We start from the raw sequence: 16,686 nt of genomic DNA on the forward strand, positions 1-16,686 counted from the left end.
GCCGCCGTGGCGCGCGTCGCCGTGTTCAGGCGCCGTCGGGCAACTGCTGGGTGACGGCCCAGAGCCGGCCGGTGTTGTCGGGGTCCACGGCGTGGGCGGCCACGCCACCCGGCCCGGAGTCGCCGGTGACCGTGCGCGCCGGACGGCAGTTGTCGTAGTAGGCGTCGGTGACCCCCACGGTGAGCGGGCAGGGGGCCAGGAGCAAGGACGTAGCGGCGGCCTGCTCGGGTGTCTTCAACAGCGCCGTTTCCTTCACGATCAGTCGCGCGGCCAGCTCGGCGAACTCCGGATCACGCATCAGACGGTCGGCCATCGATGCCATCGGCGCGCTGCTCGCACTGCCGCTCCGAAGGATCTCGATCACCCGGTCCGCGTCCAGGCCGAGTCGCACACCGACCTCGACCGCCATGCTCGCGAGCCGACCGGTCGCGTTGCCCAGCGCGTTGTTCAGCGCCTTCATCCGCTGCCCGCTGGCGAGGGGACCGGGGAAGCCACACGCGGATCGGGCGGGCGCTTGGGACCGGTCCAGGCACCGAGAGGGGTTTCAGCCAGGGCCCCGGTCGCGGCAGGCGCAGACCCGCGGCTCGCGCGGCTCCGGCCACCGGCACATCCGTCCCGCAGGCGGCGCGGGTTCGCGCCGTTTCGGCCGCCCGGAGCCGCGTGAGCCGATCGGCCGCGGTGGTGGCACAGCGGGGACGCGGCGGGGAAGAGGCTCGGTGCGGACCGGGCCGCGCCCGACGGGCTGTTCTCCGGCGTCCCCGTCACCCGATCCGGGTCAGCGCGGGGCCATGCGGAGGGCTCCGTCCATGCGGATGGTCTCGCCGTTGAGGTAGTCGTGCTCGATGATGGCCAGGGCGAGCCGGGCGTATTCGTCAGGGCGGCCCAGACGCCGGGGAAAGGGGACACCGGCGGCGAGCCCGGCGCGGAACTCCTCGGAGATGGTCGCGAGCATCGGGGTCTCCACGATGCCGGGCGCGATGGTGCACACCCGGATGCCGTACTGGGCGAGATCACGGGCGGCGGGCAGGGTCAGGCCGACGATGCCGCCCTTGGCCGAGGCGTAGGCGGCCTGCCCGATCTGGCCCTCGTACGCGGCGACCGAGGCGGTGTTGACGATCACCCCGCGCTGGCCGTGCTCGTCGGCCTCGGTCTGCGCGATGGCCTCACCGGCCAGCGCGAGCACATTGAACGTGCCGATGAGATTGACCTGTACGACCCTGGCGTAGAGGTCCAGGTCGTGCACGCCTTTCTTGCCGAGGATCCGCATCGAGGGCCCGATACCGGCGCAGCTCACGACGGTGCGCAGTGGCGCGTCGCCGGCGGCGGCCGTCGTGACGGCCGCCCGCACCGCGGCGCCGTCGGTGATGTCGGTCGCGATGTAGGTGACGCCCTCGACGTCCGCGGCGCGCTCGATGCCGGCCGCGAGATCCAGCACGAAGACCTGCGCGCCCTGCTTCGCGAGGGCTGCCGCGGTCGCCGCGCCAAGGCCGGAAGCCCCACCGGTGACGATCGCGGCGGTGTTGTCGATGCGCATCAGTTCTCCTGGTTCCGCACCCTGAGGGCGCCGCGGTCGTCCTTCTTCAGCGCACGGCTGATGATCAGGCGCTGGATCTGGTTGGTGCCTTCAAAGATCTGCATGACCTTGGCCTCGCGCATGTAGCGCTCGACCGGGAAATCACGGGTGTACCCATAGCCGCCGAGCACCTGGACCGCGTCGGTGGTGACCTTCATGGCGTTGTCGGTGGCCACCAGCTTGGCGACGGACGCCTCACAGCCGAACGGGAGCCCCTGGTCCTTGAGCCGCGCGGCGGCGAGCACGGTGGCGCGGGCGGACTGGACCGCCGCGGCCATGTCCGCGAGGACGAAGGCCAGGCCCTGGTGGTCGATGATGGGCCGGCCGAAGGTCTCCCGCTCCTGCGCGTAGCGCACGGCGTGGTCCAGCGCCCCCTGGGCGAGTCCGACGGCCACCGCCGCGATGCCGAGCCGTCCGCAGTCCAGCGCGGCCAGGGCGATCTTGAGCCCTTGGCCTTCCTCGCCCAGCCTGCGGTTCGCCGGGACGCGTACCTCCTCCAGGCGGACGGTGGCGGTGGCGGAACCGGTGAGGCCCATCTTCCGCTCGGGAGGGTCGGCGACCACTCCGGGGGTGTCGGCCGGTACGAGGAAGCACGAGATGCCGTGCGAGCGGTCCTCGGACGTGCGCGCCATGACCGTGTAGAAGTCCGCGTACCCGCCGTGCGTGGTCCACGCCTTGGCGCCGTTGAGCACGTAGTGGTCGCCGTCCCTGACGGCCCGCGTGCGCATCGCCCCGGGGTCGGAACCGGCGTGCGCCTCGGACAGGCAGTAGGCGCCGAGCAGGTCGCCGCCGAGCATGTCGGGGAGCCACTCCTTCTTCTGCTCCTCGGTGCCGAAGGCGGCGAGCCCGAAGCAGGACAGGGCGTGGACCGAGACACCGACCGCGACGCTGGACCACACGGCCGCGATCTCTTCGAGAACCTGCAAGTAGGTCTCGTACGGCTGGCCACCGCCGCCGTGTTCCTCGGTGTAGGGCAGGCTCAGCAGCCCGGCACGGCCGAGGGTGCGGAAGACCTCACGGGGAAACCGCTCCTCGGCTTCTGCCTCGCCGACGCGGGGCGTGAGCTCCTTCTCGGCGAGTTCGCGGGTCAGGTCGATCAGGTCGACGGCTTCCGCTGTGGGAAGTGTTCGGGTAGCGGGCATGTGAACCCCTCGGTCCTGGCACTGCGGATTTTTGATACGCCAAGCGATACAAGAGTATCGTCTGGGGTACGGTAATGCCATGCTTCCCAGGGGTGGATCTGCTGGTCCGCTAGCCGGCCTGCGCGTTCTTGAACTGGCCAAACTCGGACCCGCTCCGCACGCGGCGATGGTGCTGGCCGATCTCGGGGCCGACGTGGTCCGCGTCGAGCGGCCCGCCGGGCGCGCGCTCCAGCTCGGCCCGGCCGGTGCGACCGACATAGTGCTGAGAGGCCGCCGGTCGGTCTTCGCGGATCTCGAACAGCCCGAGGGCCGGGCACTCGTACTCGCCCTGGCCGCCCGCACGGACGTCGTCGTCGAGGGGCTGCGGCCGTCCTTGCCGAGCGGCTGGGGATCGGCCCCGACGAGTGCGGCAGACGGAATCCGGGACTCGTGTACGCCCGGATCACCGGCTCGGGCGCGCTCGCGCTGCGCGGCATGGGGGAGTGGTCGGACGAGCGCGGCTCCAGCCTCCTCGACGGAGCGGCACCCTTCTATGACACCTATGTGTGCGCCGACGGCAAGTACGTCGCCGTCGCGGCGCTCGAACCGCACTTCTTCGCGGCCCTGCTCGACGGGCTGGGCGTCGACCCCGCCCGGGTACCCGCGCAGGGCGACCGCAGCGGCTGGCCGGCGCTGCGGGCACGGTTCACGGAGCTGTTCGCCTCCCGCACGCGTGACGCGTGGGCCGCGCACTTCGTCGGCACGGACGCCTGTGTGACCCCCGTGCTCACCTTCGCCGAGGCGGGCGCGCACCCGCATCTGGTGGCCCGCCGGACCCTGGTCGAGGCCGACGGCGTGCTCCAGGCGGCACCGGCCTCGCGCTTCTCCCGCACCCCCGGCGGACGGCCGTCGGCCCCGGGAGCGCCGGGCGCGGACTCCGAGGAGGTGCTGGGCGACTGGGGCGTCGACCTGTGACCGGCCGGGTCAGGGCGACACCGCGTGGACGATGAGCGACGCCAGCTCGGCGTACGCCTCCGAGTCGGACAGCCCGGTCCGGGTGGAGATCTCGCCGCGCTGGATCTCCTGCATGGTGGCGGCGACGACCTCGCCCACGAACGCCGCGTGGACGTCACGGAAGGCGCCGGCGGCGACGCCCTCGGTGATGAGTTGCCTGATCCGGCCGGCGGCGATGCGCGTATTGGCCTCGTACACCTCGCGGGCCGGTTCGAAATGGGCCATGTCGTCGAGGAATTGCCTGGAGAGCGGCTTGAGCTGCTCGGCAACCGCGTTCAGGTAGACCACCACTCGGTCCGACGGCTCCGAGGCGTCCGCCACCTGCTTCTCGATGGCCTCGGTGGCTTTCCGGAAGTAGTGCTTGACCGCTTCCCGGACCAATTCCGGTCGGCTCCCCGCCAGCTGGTACAACGTTGTCTTCGAGCACCGCAGCCGCTCGGTCAGCTCGTCGAGGGTGAACGAGGCGAAACCCTCGGCCGTCAACAGCGCGACCAGTCGCTCCAGCAGATCGGTCTGGCGCGCGGTACGACGTGTCGATGGCATGATCTCAGCGTAGCTTCTCCCCTTCGCGGGGTGTGACCACTGTGAAGATGGCTAAGGCAAGTATGTCGCTATAACAAGCCGCAGCTCATCGTGCAGGGTTTGTAGCGGAACATCCCGGAGATGGGGCAACACGTGCCGGACACTCAACGAAACGATCAGCGAACTCCCGTAGGGCGTCGACGGCTGCCGAAGATGGCCGAGGTCGTCGCCTCGGAGCTGCGGCAGAAGATCCTCAGTGGTGAGCTGCAGCCGGGTGACTCGTTGTCGTCTGAGTCCTCGCTGGTCGAGGAGTACGACGTCTCGCGGCCGACGTTGCGCGAGGCACTGCGCCTGCTGGAGGCCCAGCAGCTCATCACGGTGCGGCGCGGCTCGCACCGCGGGCCGGTCGTCAGTCACCCGGACACCTCGGTGACGGCGCGCAGTTTCAGCATGCTGTTGCAGCTGCGCCAGGGCACGCTCGCCGACATCTATGCGTTTCGGATGTTCTTCGAGCCGGTGGCGGTACGGATGGCCGCGGAGACGGCGACCGACGACGACTTCGCCCGGCTGCGGGAACTGCTCGACGAGGAGAACGCGGTGCGCGGCGACGCCGGCCGGTTCCCCGACGTCGCCTGGCGCTTGCACACCACGTTGGCCGGGCTCTCCGGCAATGTCACCATGACGGTGATCGCGGAGACCCTTGAGCGCATTTCGAAGCGGCACGCGCAGGCGGCGTTGCTGCGGTGGGCCGACGGGGACCGGCAGCGGGACAGCGCCTACCGCGCGCACAAGAAGCTGGTCGGCCTGCTGGAGAAGCGGTCGGGTGCGGAGGCTGAGCGGTTCTGGGCCGAGCACATGGCCGAGGTCGGCAAGAAACTGCTCTCCAGCAGAGACGAACTCTCCATCGTCGAGCTGGTGGAGTGAGCCGGTGCGGTGCCGTCGTCCACGGCGGCGCCACCGATCGGCCACCGATCCGCCCGGACCCACCGCCGCATTCCTGGGGCGGTGGGCCGCTGCGTCACGTGGCACTCTCCCGGGCGAGCGGCCGGACCAGCCCTTCTTGCACGACACTGGCGACGAGCGTGCCGCCCCGGTCGTAGAACCGGCCCCGGCACAGCGCACGTGCTCGGCCGGCCCAGTGACTCTCCTGCTCGTAGTACAGCCGCTGGTCCACCCGGAACGCCGCATGGAACCAGACGCCGTGGTCCAGGCTCAGCGTCGTCATACCAGCACTCCGTATCGTCATCACAACGGGAAAACGGCCCTGGGTCACCGGTGGTGCGAGCGGGATCGGACGTGCGCTCTCCCGCTCGCTGAGGGACGCCGGGGCACAGGTGGCGGTATTCGACACCTCCGACGCCACCGTCGAGGACGGCTTCGACACTGTCATCAGGTGCGACGTGACGTCGGCGGAGGACGTCGAGGCAGCCACGTCAGCAGCGGAACGAAGGCTGGGACCGGCCGACATCCTGGTCACGCCGCCCGGCACCTCCGGCGGAGCGCCGGTCTCGGCCTTTCCCGATGACCTCTGGGCCCGGCTGCTCGCAGTGAACCTGACGGGAACGTTTCGGTTCGCTCGTCGCGTCCTCGGACCCATGTGCGCGCGACGGTCCGGCCGCATCGTCCTGATCAGCTCGGACGCCGCCGTCCGGCCGATGGCGGGCGGGGCCGGCTATGCCGCGAGCAAAGCCGCCGTGACCGCCCTGGGAAAGGTGCTGGCGATCGACGGCGGCCCACACGGAGTGACCTGCAACGTGATCTCGCCGGGCATCGTCGACACCCCCATGAGCAGACGACGTTGGAGCCGGGAACAGATGCGGGTGGCGGTCTCCGACTCCGCACAGGCGAACGCCCTGGGCACCGGGCGGCGAACCCACCGACATCGCGGAGGCGGTGGTCTTCCTGTGCCAGGAGACCAGCCGTCACATCACCGGCCAGACGATTCACGTCGACGGCGGCGCCTTCATGTAGACCGAGCCCGACGCGACCTTTCGCCCGCGGGAACATCAAATACGACATACACGCGAAGGGTGAACCTGTGTGACTCGCCTGCTGCGCGGGATCCGGTGCTGTCACCCTGCTGGGGTACCTGGTCACCGGGGAGCCAACGCGACGGCGGTGACGTCGAGCAGCGGGCGGCCCGTGAACGGCGGCGGGCGGGCCGTCGGGGCAGGACTCGTGCGAGAGGGCAAGGCGTCCAACGCGTGCTGAGGGAGCGGACTTGGCAGTTGAGCAGGCCACCGACGGTGCCGCAGTTTCCCCTGTTCCTCGTTGCCGGGACGACCGGGGTCCACGCGGAGTGCCGCGTCACGTCGCCTGCGTGATGGACGGCAACGGCCGTTGGGCGGCGCAGCGGTCGTTGCCCCGGACCTCGGGGCACCGCGCCGCGGAGACAACGGTGATCGACGTCATGGAGGCGGCGAGGACCGCGGGGGTCGAATGGCTGAGCCTGTACGCGTTCTCCACCGAGAACTGGCGTCGGCCGAGCGACGAGGTCGACTTTCTCATGCAGTTGGTACGCCGTGTGGTGCGCAAGCACGCCCCGCTCCTGCACGCCCGTGGGATTCGCTGCCGCTTCCTCGGCGTGACGGACCCACGGATTCCGTCGGAACTGGCCAGGGACTTCGCCGACCTGATGACGGTGACCGGTGGCAACCGGGGCATGACGTTGACGGTCGCGTTCGATCACGGCGGGCGCAGGGACATCGTCGAGGCCGCGCGATCACTGATCCGCAGTGGAGTGCCGGCCGACGCGGTGACGGAGCAGAGCTTCGCGGCTCACCTGCCCTTTCCCGACACCCCCGATGTGGACCTGGTCATCCGTACCTCGGGTGAACAGCGCATCTCCAACTTCATGCTCTGGCAGGTCGCCTACGCCGAGTGGGTCTTCCCGCCGGTGCTGTGGCCGGACTTCCGCGCGCCGCACTTCATCGAGTGCCTGCACGCCTATCAGCAACGCGATCGTCGCTTCGGCGGCGTGCTGCCCGACCGGAACGGAGAATCCCGATCTTGACCCACGCAGACGGCGGCCACCCGAGCAGCGGCGGAGCAGGCGCCACCGATCGTGACGGCGGTTCCGGACGGCCCGACGCCGCAGGCGGGCCGATGCCCCTGTTCGGCCCCGGCTCGCAGTTCGACGAGTTCTTCGACGACCCGCGCTGGGCGCTGGCGATGGTCCGGGCGACCGTACTGGAGGCGGCCCACCCACAGATCGGCGCGGCACTGATCGAGAACTCCACCTTCGTCGCCCATCCCTGGCGGCGGCTGCGCAACACCTTCATGAGCATGCAGCGCATGTTCGGCGCCGACGACCAGGTACGGCTCAAGGAGGCGGGACGGCTCAACCGCCTGCACGCACGGCTGAACGGGACCGACGCACAGCACCGGCCGTACGACGCCATGGACCCCGGCGCCCGGGCCTGGGTGGTCGCGACGCTGTTCGAGAGCGCTGTCACCATGTGCCGGCTCAGCGGACAGCCCCTCGAACAGAGCGTCATGGAGCGCCTGTACCTGGAATTCCAGGCGTTCCTCGCGGCCATGGGAGACGAGCCCGGTCACCTGCCGCACACCCTCCATGACTTCTGGCGGTACTACGACCGCGTGGTCGAGGAGGAACTGGAGAACACGGACGCGATGCGGATCATTCTCTACAAGCTCTTCGACCACCTCCCCGTTCCCCCTCTGCTGAACGGCCTGCCCACGCTCTGGGCGACCGGCCGCGCCGTCGCCGGCCCGGTCATCGGGGCGATCACCGTGGCGTCCCTCCCGGAGTCGTTTCGCAGACGGGCCGGACTGCCGGACATGCCCGGCGCTCAGACCCTGATGCACAGCGCGTACCTGGCCGCCGGCCTGGCCCGCTTCCTCCCCGACAACTGGATCCAGGCAGAAGGCATCGCCGAACTGCTGGCCCTCTCTCCCGACAGCGACGACCCGCGCGCACGGAAGATCACCGCTCTGCGCGACAGGATGCAGCGAGCCGGTGCCCTGCTCAGGCTCGTCACCCCCCTTCCCCCGCCACCGGAACCCACCGCAAGCACCGGTACGCGGCGCAGTGCGGAGGAATTCTTCCAGGACGTGCTGGACCAGACCGGCGACCGTTACCTGGACTGGCCGGACCTCGCCGCCATGGCCCGCGAACTGTCCGGCCGCCTCGACCTGGACGAACCGGAAGAAACAAGTCTCTACAACGCCTTCGCCGACTGGTGGCGCGAACTCCAGGCGGAATGCGACACCGACGGCGACGGCCGGATCAGCGCCGCGGAATACGTGGCGGCAGTTCCGTCCATGGCGGGTCCCGCACTGATCAGGCTCTCCGAGGTCCTCTTTGACGTCACCGACAAAGACGGCAACCAGCACATCGACGCGGACGAATACCGAGCGCTGTTCCGGACTGCGTTTCACCGCGACATCACCGGCGCCGAGGGCACCTACACGCGCAGCGCCTTCGTACGGGACTTCCTGGCCTTCATGTCCGGTCGCGGGCGTTCGACGCCGTACGACCCCTTGCTGGCCGAAGCCTGACCAGCTTCCCGGCGCAGCGCCGCCAGACCACCGGCGTCAACTCGCGTCGAATGGAAGTCCTCACTCGTTCCGGTGGGGATGAGGGCGCGAGCAGCCTCGTTTTCCCGCACAGGACCGGGAATCCGTCCGTTCACCCCACGGATTGTCCACCGAATTGTGAACTGGAAGATCCAATACTCTCCCTCGAAACAGCAAGGACAACCACACACGCTTGGGGAGCTGATGGACCGGACGGGGAAATCGGAGAAGACACTGCGCGGCAAGGTCGCCCTGGTGACGGGTGGATCGCGGGGGATCGGGGCGGCCATTGTGCGGGCACTGGCCGCCGAGGGCGCACGGGTCGCCTTCTCGTACGCCGCCTCCAAGGAGAAGGCACTGTCCGTCGTCAAGGACATCGAGAACGCGGGCGGTTACGCGGTCGCCCACGAGGCGGACCAGAGCGAGCCGACACGCGTCGTCGCCCTCATCGACTCGGTGGCGCGGGCACACGGTGGCCTGGACATCCTCGTCAACAACGCGGCAGTGTCGATCAACGGCTCGATCGACGACGCCGAGCGTGACGATGTGTCCTTCGAGCGGCAGCTCACCGTCAACATGAACGCCGTCTTCGCCGCGACCCGGGCCGCCGTCCGGGTGCTCGGTGACGGGGGCCGCATCATCACCGTCGGCTCCACGCTGGCGAGCCGCGCGGGCTTTCTGGGGGTGGCCGACTACGCGGCGACCAAGGCGGCCGTGGTCGGCTACAGCAAGGGGGCCGCGCGTGACCTGGCGCACCGGGGCATCACCGTCAACGTTGTCCAGGCCGGCGCCGTCGCGACCGACATGAATCCGCCGACCGGCCCCTCCGCGGATGCCCAGCGGGCGGCCAACGCACTCGGCCGCTACGGCCGTCCGGAGGAGATCGCGGCCGGTGTGCTCTTCTTGGCCAGTCCCGCCGCCTCCTTCGTCACCGGTGAGGTCCTCAACATCGACGGCGGCTATCTGGCCTGACGCGACGGGGACACGGGACCCACCTCGACCGTCACCGCCGATTTTGGGCGGACCGGCGTCATGACGCCGAGTAGGACGCGTGACGCAGGACGCCCGGCCGGGAACAGGCAGTTCCCGGCCGGGCGTCGTGCGTTTCCGGTCTCCCGTCAGCCGAGCGTGAGCACCGCCTTGCCGCGGATACGACGGTCCAGCAGTGCCGTCGCCGCGTCGCCGGCCGTCTTCCAGTCACCGACGAGGTCCACGCTCGCCTGCAGTCTGCCCTCGGCGAGCAGACCCACGAGGTACGCGAGGTCGGCGGCGGAGTCACCGGCGTCCTGGTAGCCGATCAGGGTGAGGCGCCGAGCCAGGAGGTGGGAGGGGCGCAGGGTCGTCGGGGCCCCTGAGGCGGACCCGATCGAGACCACCACCCCGCCACGTGCCATGTGGTCGAGCAACTCGGCCAGTTGCGGCCCGGCCACGTTGTCCAGGACGACGTCCAACGGGGCGTCGATCTCGTCCGCACCGGTGATGACGTGGTCCGCCCCCAGCTCCCGTAGACCCTCGCCGCGGGCGGTGTGGCCCACCAGTGCGTAGACCTCCGCCCCGGCGAGGTGTGCGAGCTGGACCGCGAACCGTCCCACGCCCCCCGACGCCCCGGTGATGGCGACCCGCCGGCCGGGCAGGACCTGTGCCACGCGCAGGGCACGCAGCGCGGTGATGCCGGCGACGGGCAGGGTGGCGGCATCGACGAACGACACCTCCTCGGGCAGCACGGCGAGTTCGCCGACGGGAACCGCCCGCAACTCCGCCCAGCCGCTGCCCCAGCCCCAGGTGACGACGCGGTCACCCGGCCTCGGCCCCGGGCCGCTGCTCGCGGCCCGTTCGACGGTCCCCGCCGCGTCCCAGCCGGGCACGGTCCCGGCCGGGATGTCGTCGGAGCGGGGGAGTTCTCCGTAGTTGAGCGAGATGGCGGAGATCCTGACCAGGACATCGTCAGGACCGGGGACGGGGTCGGGCACGGTGGCCAGCGCGAGCCGCCCGGGCTCCTTGTGGTCGACGACCAGGGCACGCATGGTGTTGCCTCCAGTGGTACGGGTTGCCGGGTTCCTCGGGTCCCTCAGGCGCTTTCCATCTGGTGCTCCGGGGTGGGCAGCGCGGTCTCGGTGGGCTTGCCGGCACGGCGCAGCTGCCCCAGGTCGGGGATCAGGGCCACCAGCGCGAGGACGGCGAGGATCGCACCCAGCCAGAGGGGCGCGGTGAGCCCGTAGTGGTTGATGCCGATGCCGCCGATCCAGGAACCGATGACCACGCCGAGGGTGATGAAGGAGGAGTGGATGGTGTTGACCAGCGGCCGGGCGTTGGCGATGCGCTGCACCCTGCTGATCATGGCGGGGTTCATGGTGACGCCGACGAAGCCGATGCCCAGCATGGCGAGGACCGCCGGGATCTTGATCTCGGCGAGGGTCGCGAAGGCCACCAGGAAGAGGGTGTTCAGGGTCAGGCCGGTGACGAGGACGCGGATGGTGTGCGCGTCGGCCAGCCGGGCGACGACCCCGTTCCCGATGACCGTCGCCGCGCCGTAGGCGAGCAGCAGGAGCGGGACGATGCCACGGGAGAATCCGGTGACCTCCGTGAAGATCGGTGTGAAGTAGGAGAAGGCGGCGAAGGTGGCACCGATGATGAGCGTGGAGGTGCACAGCACGAGCCAGAGCTTCGGCGCCCGGAACACCTGGACCTCCTCGCGGAAGTCCCCGGAGTCCGCCGAGTGCTCCAGCGGAGGCAGGACGATCATGGTGGCGACGGCGGCGAGCACGGTGATGACGCCGACGGCGACGAACCCGGCCCGCCAGCCCCACTGTTCGCCCACGAGTGTGGAGATGGGCAGGCCGAGCAGGGTGCCGACCATGAGTCCCTGCATGGCGAGTCCGATGGCGCGGCCCCGGATCTCGGGCTTGGTGATCTGCGCGACCACGGAGAGCGAGACGCCGAAGAAGGCCGAGGACGCCGTGCCGGTGATGACCCGGGCCACCGCCATCAGCCAGTAGGTGGTGGAGATCCCGGCGAGGACGTTGCCCGCGAGGAAGACGACGAACAGCACGAGCAGGGCGCGCTTCGGACGTAACCTCAGGACCGCCACGGCGGCGAACGGGCCTCCGACGGCCATGGCCACGGCGAAGGCCGTGATGAGGTATCCGACTTGAGGGATTGAGACGTTCAGGTCGTCCGAGATCTGCGGCATGAGACCACCGACGAGGAACTCGCTGGTGACCATGGCGAAGATCCCGAGGGCCATGAGATAGACGGACTTCGGCATGAGATGTGGTCTCTCCCGATGTTTTGTATTGCGCATTCCAAAATTGGACATGCGTGAGCGCCGGGGTGGCGGAGGAAGGGGTCAGGTGGTCAGCGCGTCCAGGCTGGTGGTGGCGATGTCGTCGAGTATCTGCCGGTCGACGCCGGACTGGGCGGCGACGCGCATTCCGTAGATCACGGACACCAGATACCAGGCCAGGCTCTGCGCGTCCCGGGGTGAGGAGATGGATCCGTCCAGTCTTCCGCTCTTGATCACGGACCGGAGTGAGAACAGCCGCCGCTCCAGGTCGGTGTCGATGATCTTCGCGACGAGCGGGTCCTTCGAGGCCAGACTGGTGATGGTGTTCACCGTGAAGCAACCGGACCCGTACCCCTCCCGACGGCTCTCCATCTCCCCGTCGATGACGACCGTGAGGAGCCCCCGGACGCGCTCCAGGGCGTTCGGACCGTCTTCGCCGAGCACGGCGATCTGACGGGCAGTCATCATGTGGACGTAGTAATCGAGAGACCTGCGGAAGAGGTGCGACTTCGACTTGAACGTGTTGTAGACGCTGCTGCGACCGAGTCCCGTGGCCTCACAGAGGTCCTCGGTGGTCGCGCCCTCGTAGCCCTTGGCCCAGAAGACGCGACACGCAGCTTCCACTGCCTGATCTTCGTCGAACAATCGCGGTCGGCCCATAACTCCACCATACAGCTTATGGAACAGTCAGAACAATACGAGAACGGCGCCGGTCAGGACCGCTCGGCGGCGGCGCGCGGGCGTCCGCAGCGGCGCCCGCGCACGCGGCGACACGTCACGAGCCGCATCCCGTCGGCGTCCTCGGCGCGGTCTGCGGGTCCCAGATCTCGGCCTGCCATCCCTCTTCCGAGAGGCCGGCGATCACGCGCCGGGCCGGGGCCAGAGGCACCGCGAACAGCACGGCCAGCGTCCCCTGCCGCTGCGAGTGGACCGGTGTCAGGTCATCGGCCGTGATGCCGGACTCGGTGAGCGCGGCGAGCAGCCGGGCGAGTTCCCCCGGCCGCCCTCCCACACTGACCCGCAGCTGTACGTGCGGTCCCGGCCGCGCCGTGCGGGGTCCGATCCGGTCGAGGCCCGCCACTCCCTGCTCCAGCACCTCCACCAGGGTCTTGGCCGACTCCTCCGCGTCCGTCGGACCCACGGCGGCCAACTCGTCGAGCGCGGCCAGGACCCGGGCGAGGTCACCGGTCAGCTCCCGCAGGACCGTCGCCACACCGAGGGCGTTGGCCTGGAGGATGTCGGCCCACAGACGTGGGTCGCCGGCCGCGATGCGGGTCACGTCTCGCAGGCCCTGTCCCGCCAGGCGAAGCGCGTCGTGCGAACCGCCCTGGAGGCGTGCCGCCGTCAGCGAGGCGACCAGATGGGGCACGTGGGAGGTGAGGGCGACGGCGGCGTCATGGTCCTGACTCCCCATCAGTACGGGGATCGCCGCGCACATCGAGACGAGTTCGAGTACGCGGTTGAGGACCGGCGTGGGTGTCTCGGGGGACGGGGCGAGCACCCAGGGGCGCCCCTCGAAGAGGTCGGCCCGGGACGCCAGGGGCCCGGACCGCTCCCGCCCGGCCAGCGGATGGCCGCCGATGAAGTCGCCCGGTGCTTCCCCGGCCCGCGCCACCGCCCCTTTCACGCTCGCCACGTCGGTGTACACCTCGGCCAGATGCCGTGCGCGCTGTTCGGCGAGGACGGTCACGACCGCGCTGGGCGGCACCGCGAGCACCGCCAGGTCGACGGGTTCCCGCGGCGGGCCGAGCACCCCCGCGCCGAGCGCCACCGCCGTGGCGGCGTTCGCCTCGTCGGCGTCCAGCAGGTGGACCGCCACGCCCCCGCGCCGCGCCGCCAGCGCCACGGACGTGCCGATCAGCCCTGTCCCGACTACTGCCATCGTGCGGATCACGGGGTCGTCCCCTTCGTTCGACTCGGGTTGTCTCATGTGTGGGCGGTGGCTCTGGGAAGCGGGCGCCATGGCACCGGCCACGGGCGATCTCCCCGGCCGGGAAGCCGACGCCGAGGGCCCGGCTGAAGTGGGGGCGTGGGTCTCGGGGGGTCGGCTCGAAGGGCGGAGGCCGAGCGGGTGGCGGTGGCGCGGGTACGTCCCGTCGGCTCGGTGCGGGCCCGTGGCGACGGGGGCCGGGATCCTGTGCGGGGCGGTCATGCGGGGCAGGGTCCCGGTCGGGCGGGCGTGAGGAAGGCCGGGGGTGGGGGAGAGCATGATGCATTCCCGGGCGAGGCCGGGGCCTCGGCCCGCCCGTTCCACGAGGGAGGGCCGGCCGGGGCCGTTCGGGAACGGGCGCGTCAGGCGTTGACGCCGCCGTCGATGCCGATGCGGGTGCCGGTGGTGAACGCGGCCTCCGGGGAGGCGAGATACGCCACCGCCGCCGCGATCTCCTGCGGCTTGGCGAATCGGCCGAGAGGGGAGAGCCCCTTCTGGTACGCGGAGGCCGGGCCGTCCTCAGGGTTCATGTCGGTGTCCGTGGAGCCGGGCGCGACCTCGTTCACCGTGATGCCGCGCGGCCCGAGGTCGTGGGAGAGCCCCTTGGTCAGCCCGGTGATCGCGGCCTTGCTGGCGGCGTAGGTGGCGAAGCCCGCGGCCGGGACGTGCTCGCCGAGGCAGGAGCCGATGTTGATGATCCGGCCGCCCTCCGGGAGGTGCTGGGCCGCCGCGCGGGCCGCCAGGATCGATCCCCGGGTGTTCACGTCGAGAATCCAGTCGATGGTCTCCACCGGGGTGTCCACGATGTTCGGCAGGGCCATGTCGTTGACACCGGCGTTGTTGACCAGGATGTCCAGCCGGCCCAGCTCCCGCACGGCCTGCTCCACTGACGCGGCGACGGCGTCCGCGTCGGCGGCGTCGGCCTGGATGCCGAGCGCGCGTCGGCCGGTGCTCTCGGTGATGCGCTCGACGGTGGCCTGGGCAGCGTCCTTGTTCCCCTGGTAGGTGATGGCGACATCGGCGCCCTCCTCGGCGAGGCGCTGCGCGATGGCCGCGCCGATTCCCCTGCTGCCGCCGGTGACCAGGGCCGCTTTCCCGCTCAGCTTTCCACTCATGATGTCGTCAGCCTCTTTTCAAGTGATTTCGGGGTGTTCATAACTGGAATGAGCCGTACTTCTCCGCGATCCGGGCGGCCGCGGGGTTGTCGGCGGGATCGAAGGGAGGGATGTTCTCGCCGCTGACCGCCCGCTCCCCGGCCTCCAGGAAGAAGCGCTCGAACCCGCCCGGGGTGAACAGCAGCAGCTGTTTCGCGGTGTGCAGACCGGTGTTCCGGAAGCCGTGCACCGTGCCGCGCGGCACGAAGACGAAGTCCCCGGCCCGTACCTGATAGGTCTCGCCGCCCGCATGGATCTCCAACTCGCCTTCGAGGAGGTAGAACGCCTCGTCCTCGTGCTGGTGGTCATGCAGGGGCGGTCCGCCGCCGGGCGGCACCGACGCCTCCAGGACGGCCAGCGAGCCGGCGGACTCCTCGTGACCGACCTTCACGGAGTACACGTCGCCGTTGAGCCACACGGCGGGTCCCTGGCCCGCGGGCACGTGTAGCACCTTCCGTACGACCGGGGGCTTGTCGGTGGCCTGTTGTTCTCTCAGCGACACGTGGCAGTTCTCCTTCTGTCGGGGGTGTGCTGCGGCTTCCCACGTCGCCGGGAGGGCGCGCGGCCCGGAGGTTTCACGCGGGGGTGAGTGCGGTGGCGGACAGGAGGGTCCTGTCACGCAGCGCGGGATGCGCCTGCGCGGGCACCTCGATGCCGTCCCGTTCGACGGTGAGCAGCCGCAGCCAGCCGTCGCGGCAGGCGACGAAGACGCCGTCCGCGAAGTGCCGTACGGTGCCGACGGGCTCCAGGGGCGTGTCCGAAGGGACGGTGTCGTCCGAGGAGAGGATCGTCACGCGCTCGCCGCCGGGGGCCTCGGCGAAGGCGCCCGGACTGCGGTAGCCGGCGCGGATGTGGCAGGCCACCTTGTGCGTGGAGTGCGCGAAGTCCAGTCGGAAGTCGCTCTCGCCGGGACGGCTGAAATACGTGCGCTCCGAGGGGTCCTGCGGGATTCGGGGGAAGCGGCGCGACACCAGCTGCGGAATGAGGTCCAGCAGCATCAGGACGTTGGCGCGCTCCTGGATCGTGCGCAGTTCGAGGGCGGTCTCGCGGCCGGTGAGGGGCGTTCGGTGCTGGGTGATGATGGCGCCGGTGTCGAGGCCCGGGGCCATCTCGATCGCGGTGACGGCACCGTCCCGCTCGCCGTTGCGGACCATCCAGTAGAAGGGCGCGAGGCCCGCGTAGCGGGGCAGCGCGCTGGGGTGGAAGTTGACGCACGTCACCTTCGGCGTGGCGAGCAGTTCCTCCTTCAGGATGCGCTGGAAGTTGCCCACGATCAGGTAGTCGGGTGCGAGATCCCGGACCTGCCGGACGAAGGCGGGGTCGTTGATCTTCTGGGGGCGCAGTACCGGAACGCCGAGCGCCTTGCCCCGCTGTTCCAGGTCGACCTGCTCGGCGTCGGCGACGAAGTAGTCGCACAGGCGGCCGGCGGGGCTGGTGACGACGGCGGCGAGGTCCACGAGCGGATGGCCGTGGAGCATGTCGAGGAAGGGGGCGCCGAGCTTGGAGTTGACCTCCGAGAACAGCACCACCCGTATCGGGGATGTCATGTG

The 16,686-nt window shown here is 70.3% G+C and carries 17 protein-coding genes and 3 pseudogenes; 8 read left to right on the forward strand and 12 right to left on the reverse strand.

Annotated features, from left to right (window positions below):
* Window positions 1-25: 25 nt before the first annotated feature.
* The 3 genes from ACFY2B_RS28155 to ACFY2B_RS28165 all read right to left on the reverse strand — a co-directional run bounded on the left by ACFY2B_RS28155 (window position 26) and on the right by ACFY2B_RS28165 (window position 2,715).
* Window positions 26-460, reverse strand: a complete 435-nt coding sequence (locus tag ACFY2B_RS28155; RefSeq protein ID WP_390765862.1) for an NAD-binding protein — start codon at window positions 458-460, stop codon at window positions 26-28.
* A 315-nt stretch (window positions 461-775) separates the two neighbouring features.
* On the reverse strand, window positions 776-1,534 hold the full coding sequence (locus tag ACFY2B_RS28160) for an SDR family NAD(P)-dependent oxidoreductase (RefSeq protein ID WP_390765863.1): 759 nt from the start codon (window positions 1,532-1,534) through the stop codon (window positions 776-778).
* Window positions 1,534-2,715, reverse strand: a complete 1,182-nt coding sequence (locus tag ACFY2B_RS28165; protein WP_390765864.1) for an acyl-CoA dehydrogenase family protein — start codon at window positions 2,713-2,715, stop codon at window positions 1,534-1,536. Before ACFY2B_RS28165 ends, ACFY2B_RS28160 begins: the two co-directional genes overlap by 1 nt.
* Window positions 2,716-2,881: 166 nt before the next feature.
* Here ACFY2B_RS28165 and ACFY2B_RS28170 point away from each other — a divergent pair.
* Both ACFY2B_RS28170 and ACFY2B_RS28175 read left to right on the forward strand, forming a co-directional pair.
* Window positions 2,882-3,049: pseudogene (locus tag ACFY2B_RS28170) on the forward strand (CoA transferase); the annotation flags it as partial.
* Window positions 3,050-3,144: 95 nt separating this feature from the next.
* On the forward strand, window positions 3,145-3,669 hold the full coding sequence (locus tag ACFY2B_RS28175) for a CoA transferase (protein WP_390765865.1): 525 nt from the start codon (window positions 3,145-3,147) through the stop codon (window positions 3,667-3,669).
* Window positions 3,670-3,678: 9 nt separating this feature from the next.
* On the opposite strand, the gene ACFY2B_RS28180 is transcribed toward ACFY2B_RS28175, so the two are convergent.
* Window positions 3,679-4,251: a TetR/AcrR family transcriptional regulator gene (locus ACFY2B_RS28180; protein WP_390765866.1), complete on the reverse strand. Its 573-nt coding sequence runs from the start codon at window positions 4,249-4,251 to the stop codon at window positions 3,679-3,681.
* 192 nt (window positions 4,252-4,443) lie between these two features.
* Here ACFY2B_RS28180 and ACFY2B_RS28185 point away from each other — a divergent pair, with 192 nt between their 5' ends.
* Window positions 4,444-5,154, forward strand: a complete 711-nt coding sequence (locus tag ACFY2B_RS28185) for a FadR/GntR family transcriptional regulator (protein ID WP_390765867.1) — start codon at window positions 4,444-4,446, stop codon at window positions 5,152-5,154.
* Between the two features lie 94 nt (window positions 5,155-5,248).
* On the opposite strand, the gene ACFY2B_RS28190 is transcribed toward ACFY2B_RS28185, so the two are convergent.
* Window positions 5,249-5,476: an acyl-CoA thioesterase gene (locus ACFY2B_RS28190; protein ID WP_390765868.1), complete on the reverse strand. Its 228-nt coding sequence runs from the start codon at window positions 5,474-5,476 to the stop codon at window positions 5,249-5,251.
* Between ACFY2B_RS28190 and ACFY2B_RS28195 the strand changes: the two are divergent.
* The 5 genes and pseudogenes from ACFY2B_RS28195 to ACFY2B_RS28215 all read left to right on the forward strand — a co-directional run.
* Window positions 5,475-6,047, forward strand: a pseudogene (locus ACFY2B_RS28195) (SDR family NAD(P)-dependent oxidoreductase); the annotation flags it as partial. The gene ACFY2B_RS28190 and the pseudogene ACFY2B_RS28195 overlap by 2 nt on opposite strands.
* Before the next feature lie 34 nt (window positions 6,048-6,081).
* Window positions 6,082-6,201 (forward strand): annotated as a pseudogene (locus ACFY2B_RS28200) (SDR family oxidoreductase); the annotation flags it as partial.
* 328 nt (window positions 6,202-6,529) lie between these two features.
* The gene (uppS, locus tag ACFY2B_RS28205; protein WP_390765869.1) at window positions 6,530-7,243 is read left to right on the forward strand and encodes a polyprenyl diphosphate synthase; all 714 of its coding nucleotides are present in this window, start codon (window positions 6,530-6,532) and stop codon (window positions 7,241-7,243) included.
* Between the two features lie 92 nt (window positions 7,244-7,335).
* Window positions 7,336-8,751 carry an oxygenase MpaB family protein gene (locus ACFY2B_RS28210; protein ID WP_390765937.1) on the forward strand — a complete coding sequence of 472 codons (1,416 nt, stop codon included), beginning with the start codon at window positions 7,336-7,338 and terminating at the stop codon, window positions 8,749-8,751.
* A gap of 222 nt (window positions 8,752-8,973) precedes the next feature.
* Entirely contained in the window at window positions 8,974-9,741 is a 768-nt protein-coding gene (locus tag ACFY2B_RS28215; protein WP_390765870.1) for an SDR family NAD(P)-dependent oxidoreductase, read from the forward strand.
* A 146-nt stretch (window positions 9,742-9,887) separates the two neighbouring features.
* Here ACFY2B_RS28215 and ACFY2B_RS28220 read toward each other — a convergent pair whose 3' ends face one another.
* The 7 genes from ACFY2B_RS28220 to ACFY2B_RS28250 form a co-directional block, all read right to left on the reverse strand.
* Window positions 9,888-10,793: a zinc-binding dehydrogenase gene (locus tag ACFY2B_RS28220; protein ID WP_390765871.1), complete on the reverse strand. Its 906-nt coding sequence runs from the start codon at window positions 10,791-10,793 to the stop codon at window positions 9,888-9,890.
* 44 nt (window positions 10,794-10,837) lie between these two features.
* Complete coding sequence (locus ACFY2B_RS28225; RefSeq protein WP_390765872.1) at window positions 10,838-12,034, reverse strand: MFS transporter; 1,197 nt, start codon at window positions 12,032-12,034, stop codon at window positions 10,838-10,840.
* An 81-nt stretch (window positions 12,035-12,115) separates the two neighbouring features.
* On the reverse strand, window positions 12,116-12,676 hold the full coding sequence (locus ACFY2B_RS28230) for a TetR/AcrR family transcriptional regulator (protein ID WP_390765873.1): 561 nt from the start codon (window positions 12,674-12,676) through the stop codon (window positions 12,116-12,118).
* 151 nt (window positions 12,677-12,827) lie between these two features.
* Window positions 12,828-13,982, reverse strand: coding sequence for a prephenate dehydrogenase (locus ACFY2B_RS28235; protein WP_390765874.1), 1,155 nt, complete (start codon window positions 13,980-13,982; stop codon window positions 12,828-12,830).
* A gap of 362 nt (window positions 13,983-14,344) precedes the next feature.
* Entirely contained in the window at window positions 14,345-15,097 is a 753-nt protein-coding gene (locus tag ACFY2B_RS28240) for an SDR family NAD(P)-dependent oxidoreductase (protein WP_390765875.1), read from the reverse strand.
* A gap of 37 nt (window positions 15,098-15,134) precedes the next feature.
* Window positions 15,135-15,638 carry a quercetin 2,3-dioxygenase gene (locus ACFY2B_RS28245; RefSeq protein ID WP_390765876.1) on the reverse strand — a complete coding sequence of 168 codons (504 nt, stop codon included), beginning with the start codon at window positions 15,636-15,638 and terminating at the stop codon, window positions 15,135-15,137.
* A gap of 73 nt (window positions 15,639-15,711) precedes the next feature.
* Entirely contained in the window at window positions 15,712-16,683 is a 972-nt protein-coding gene (locus ACFY2B_RS28250) for a methionyl-tRNA formyltransferase (protein ID WP_390765877.1), read from the reverse strand.
* Window positions 16,684-16,686: the final 3 nt, after the last annotated feature.

The organism is Streptomyces sp. NPDC001270, from assembly GCF_042896695.1.
Lineage (GTDB): Bacteria > Actinomycetota > Actinomycetes > Streptomycetales > Streptomycetaceae > Streptomyces.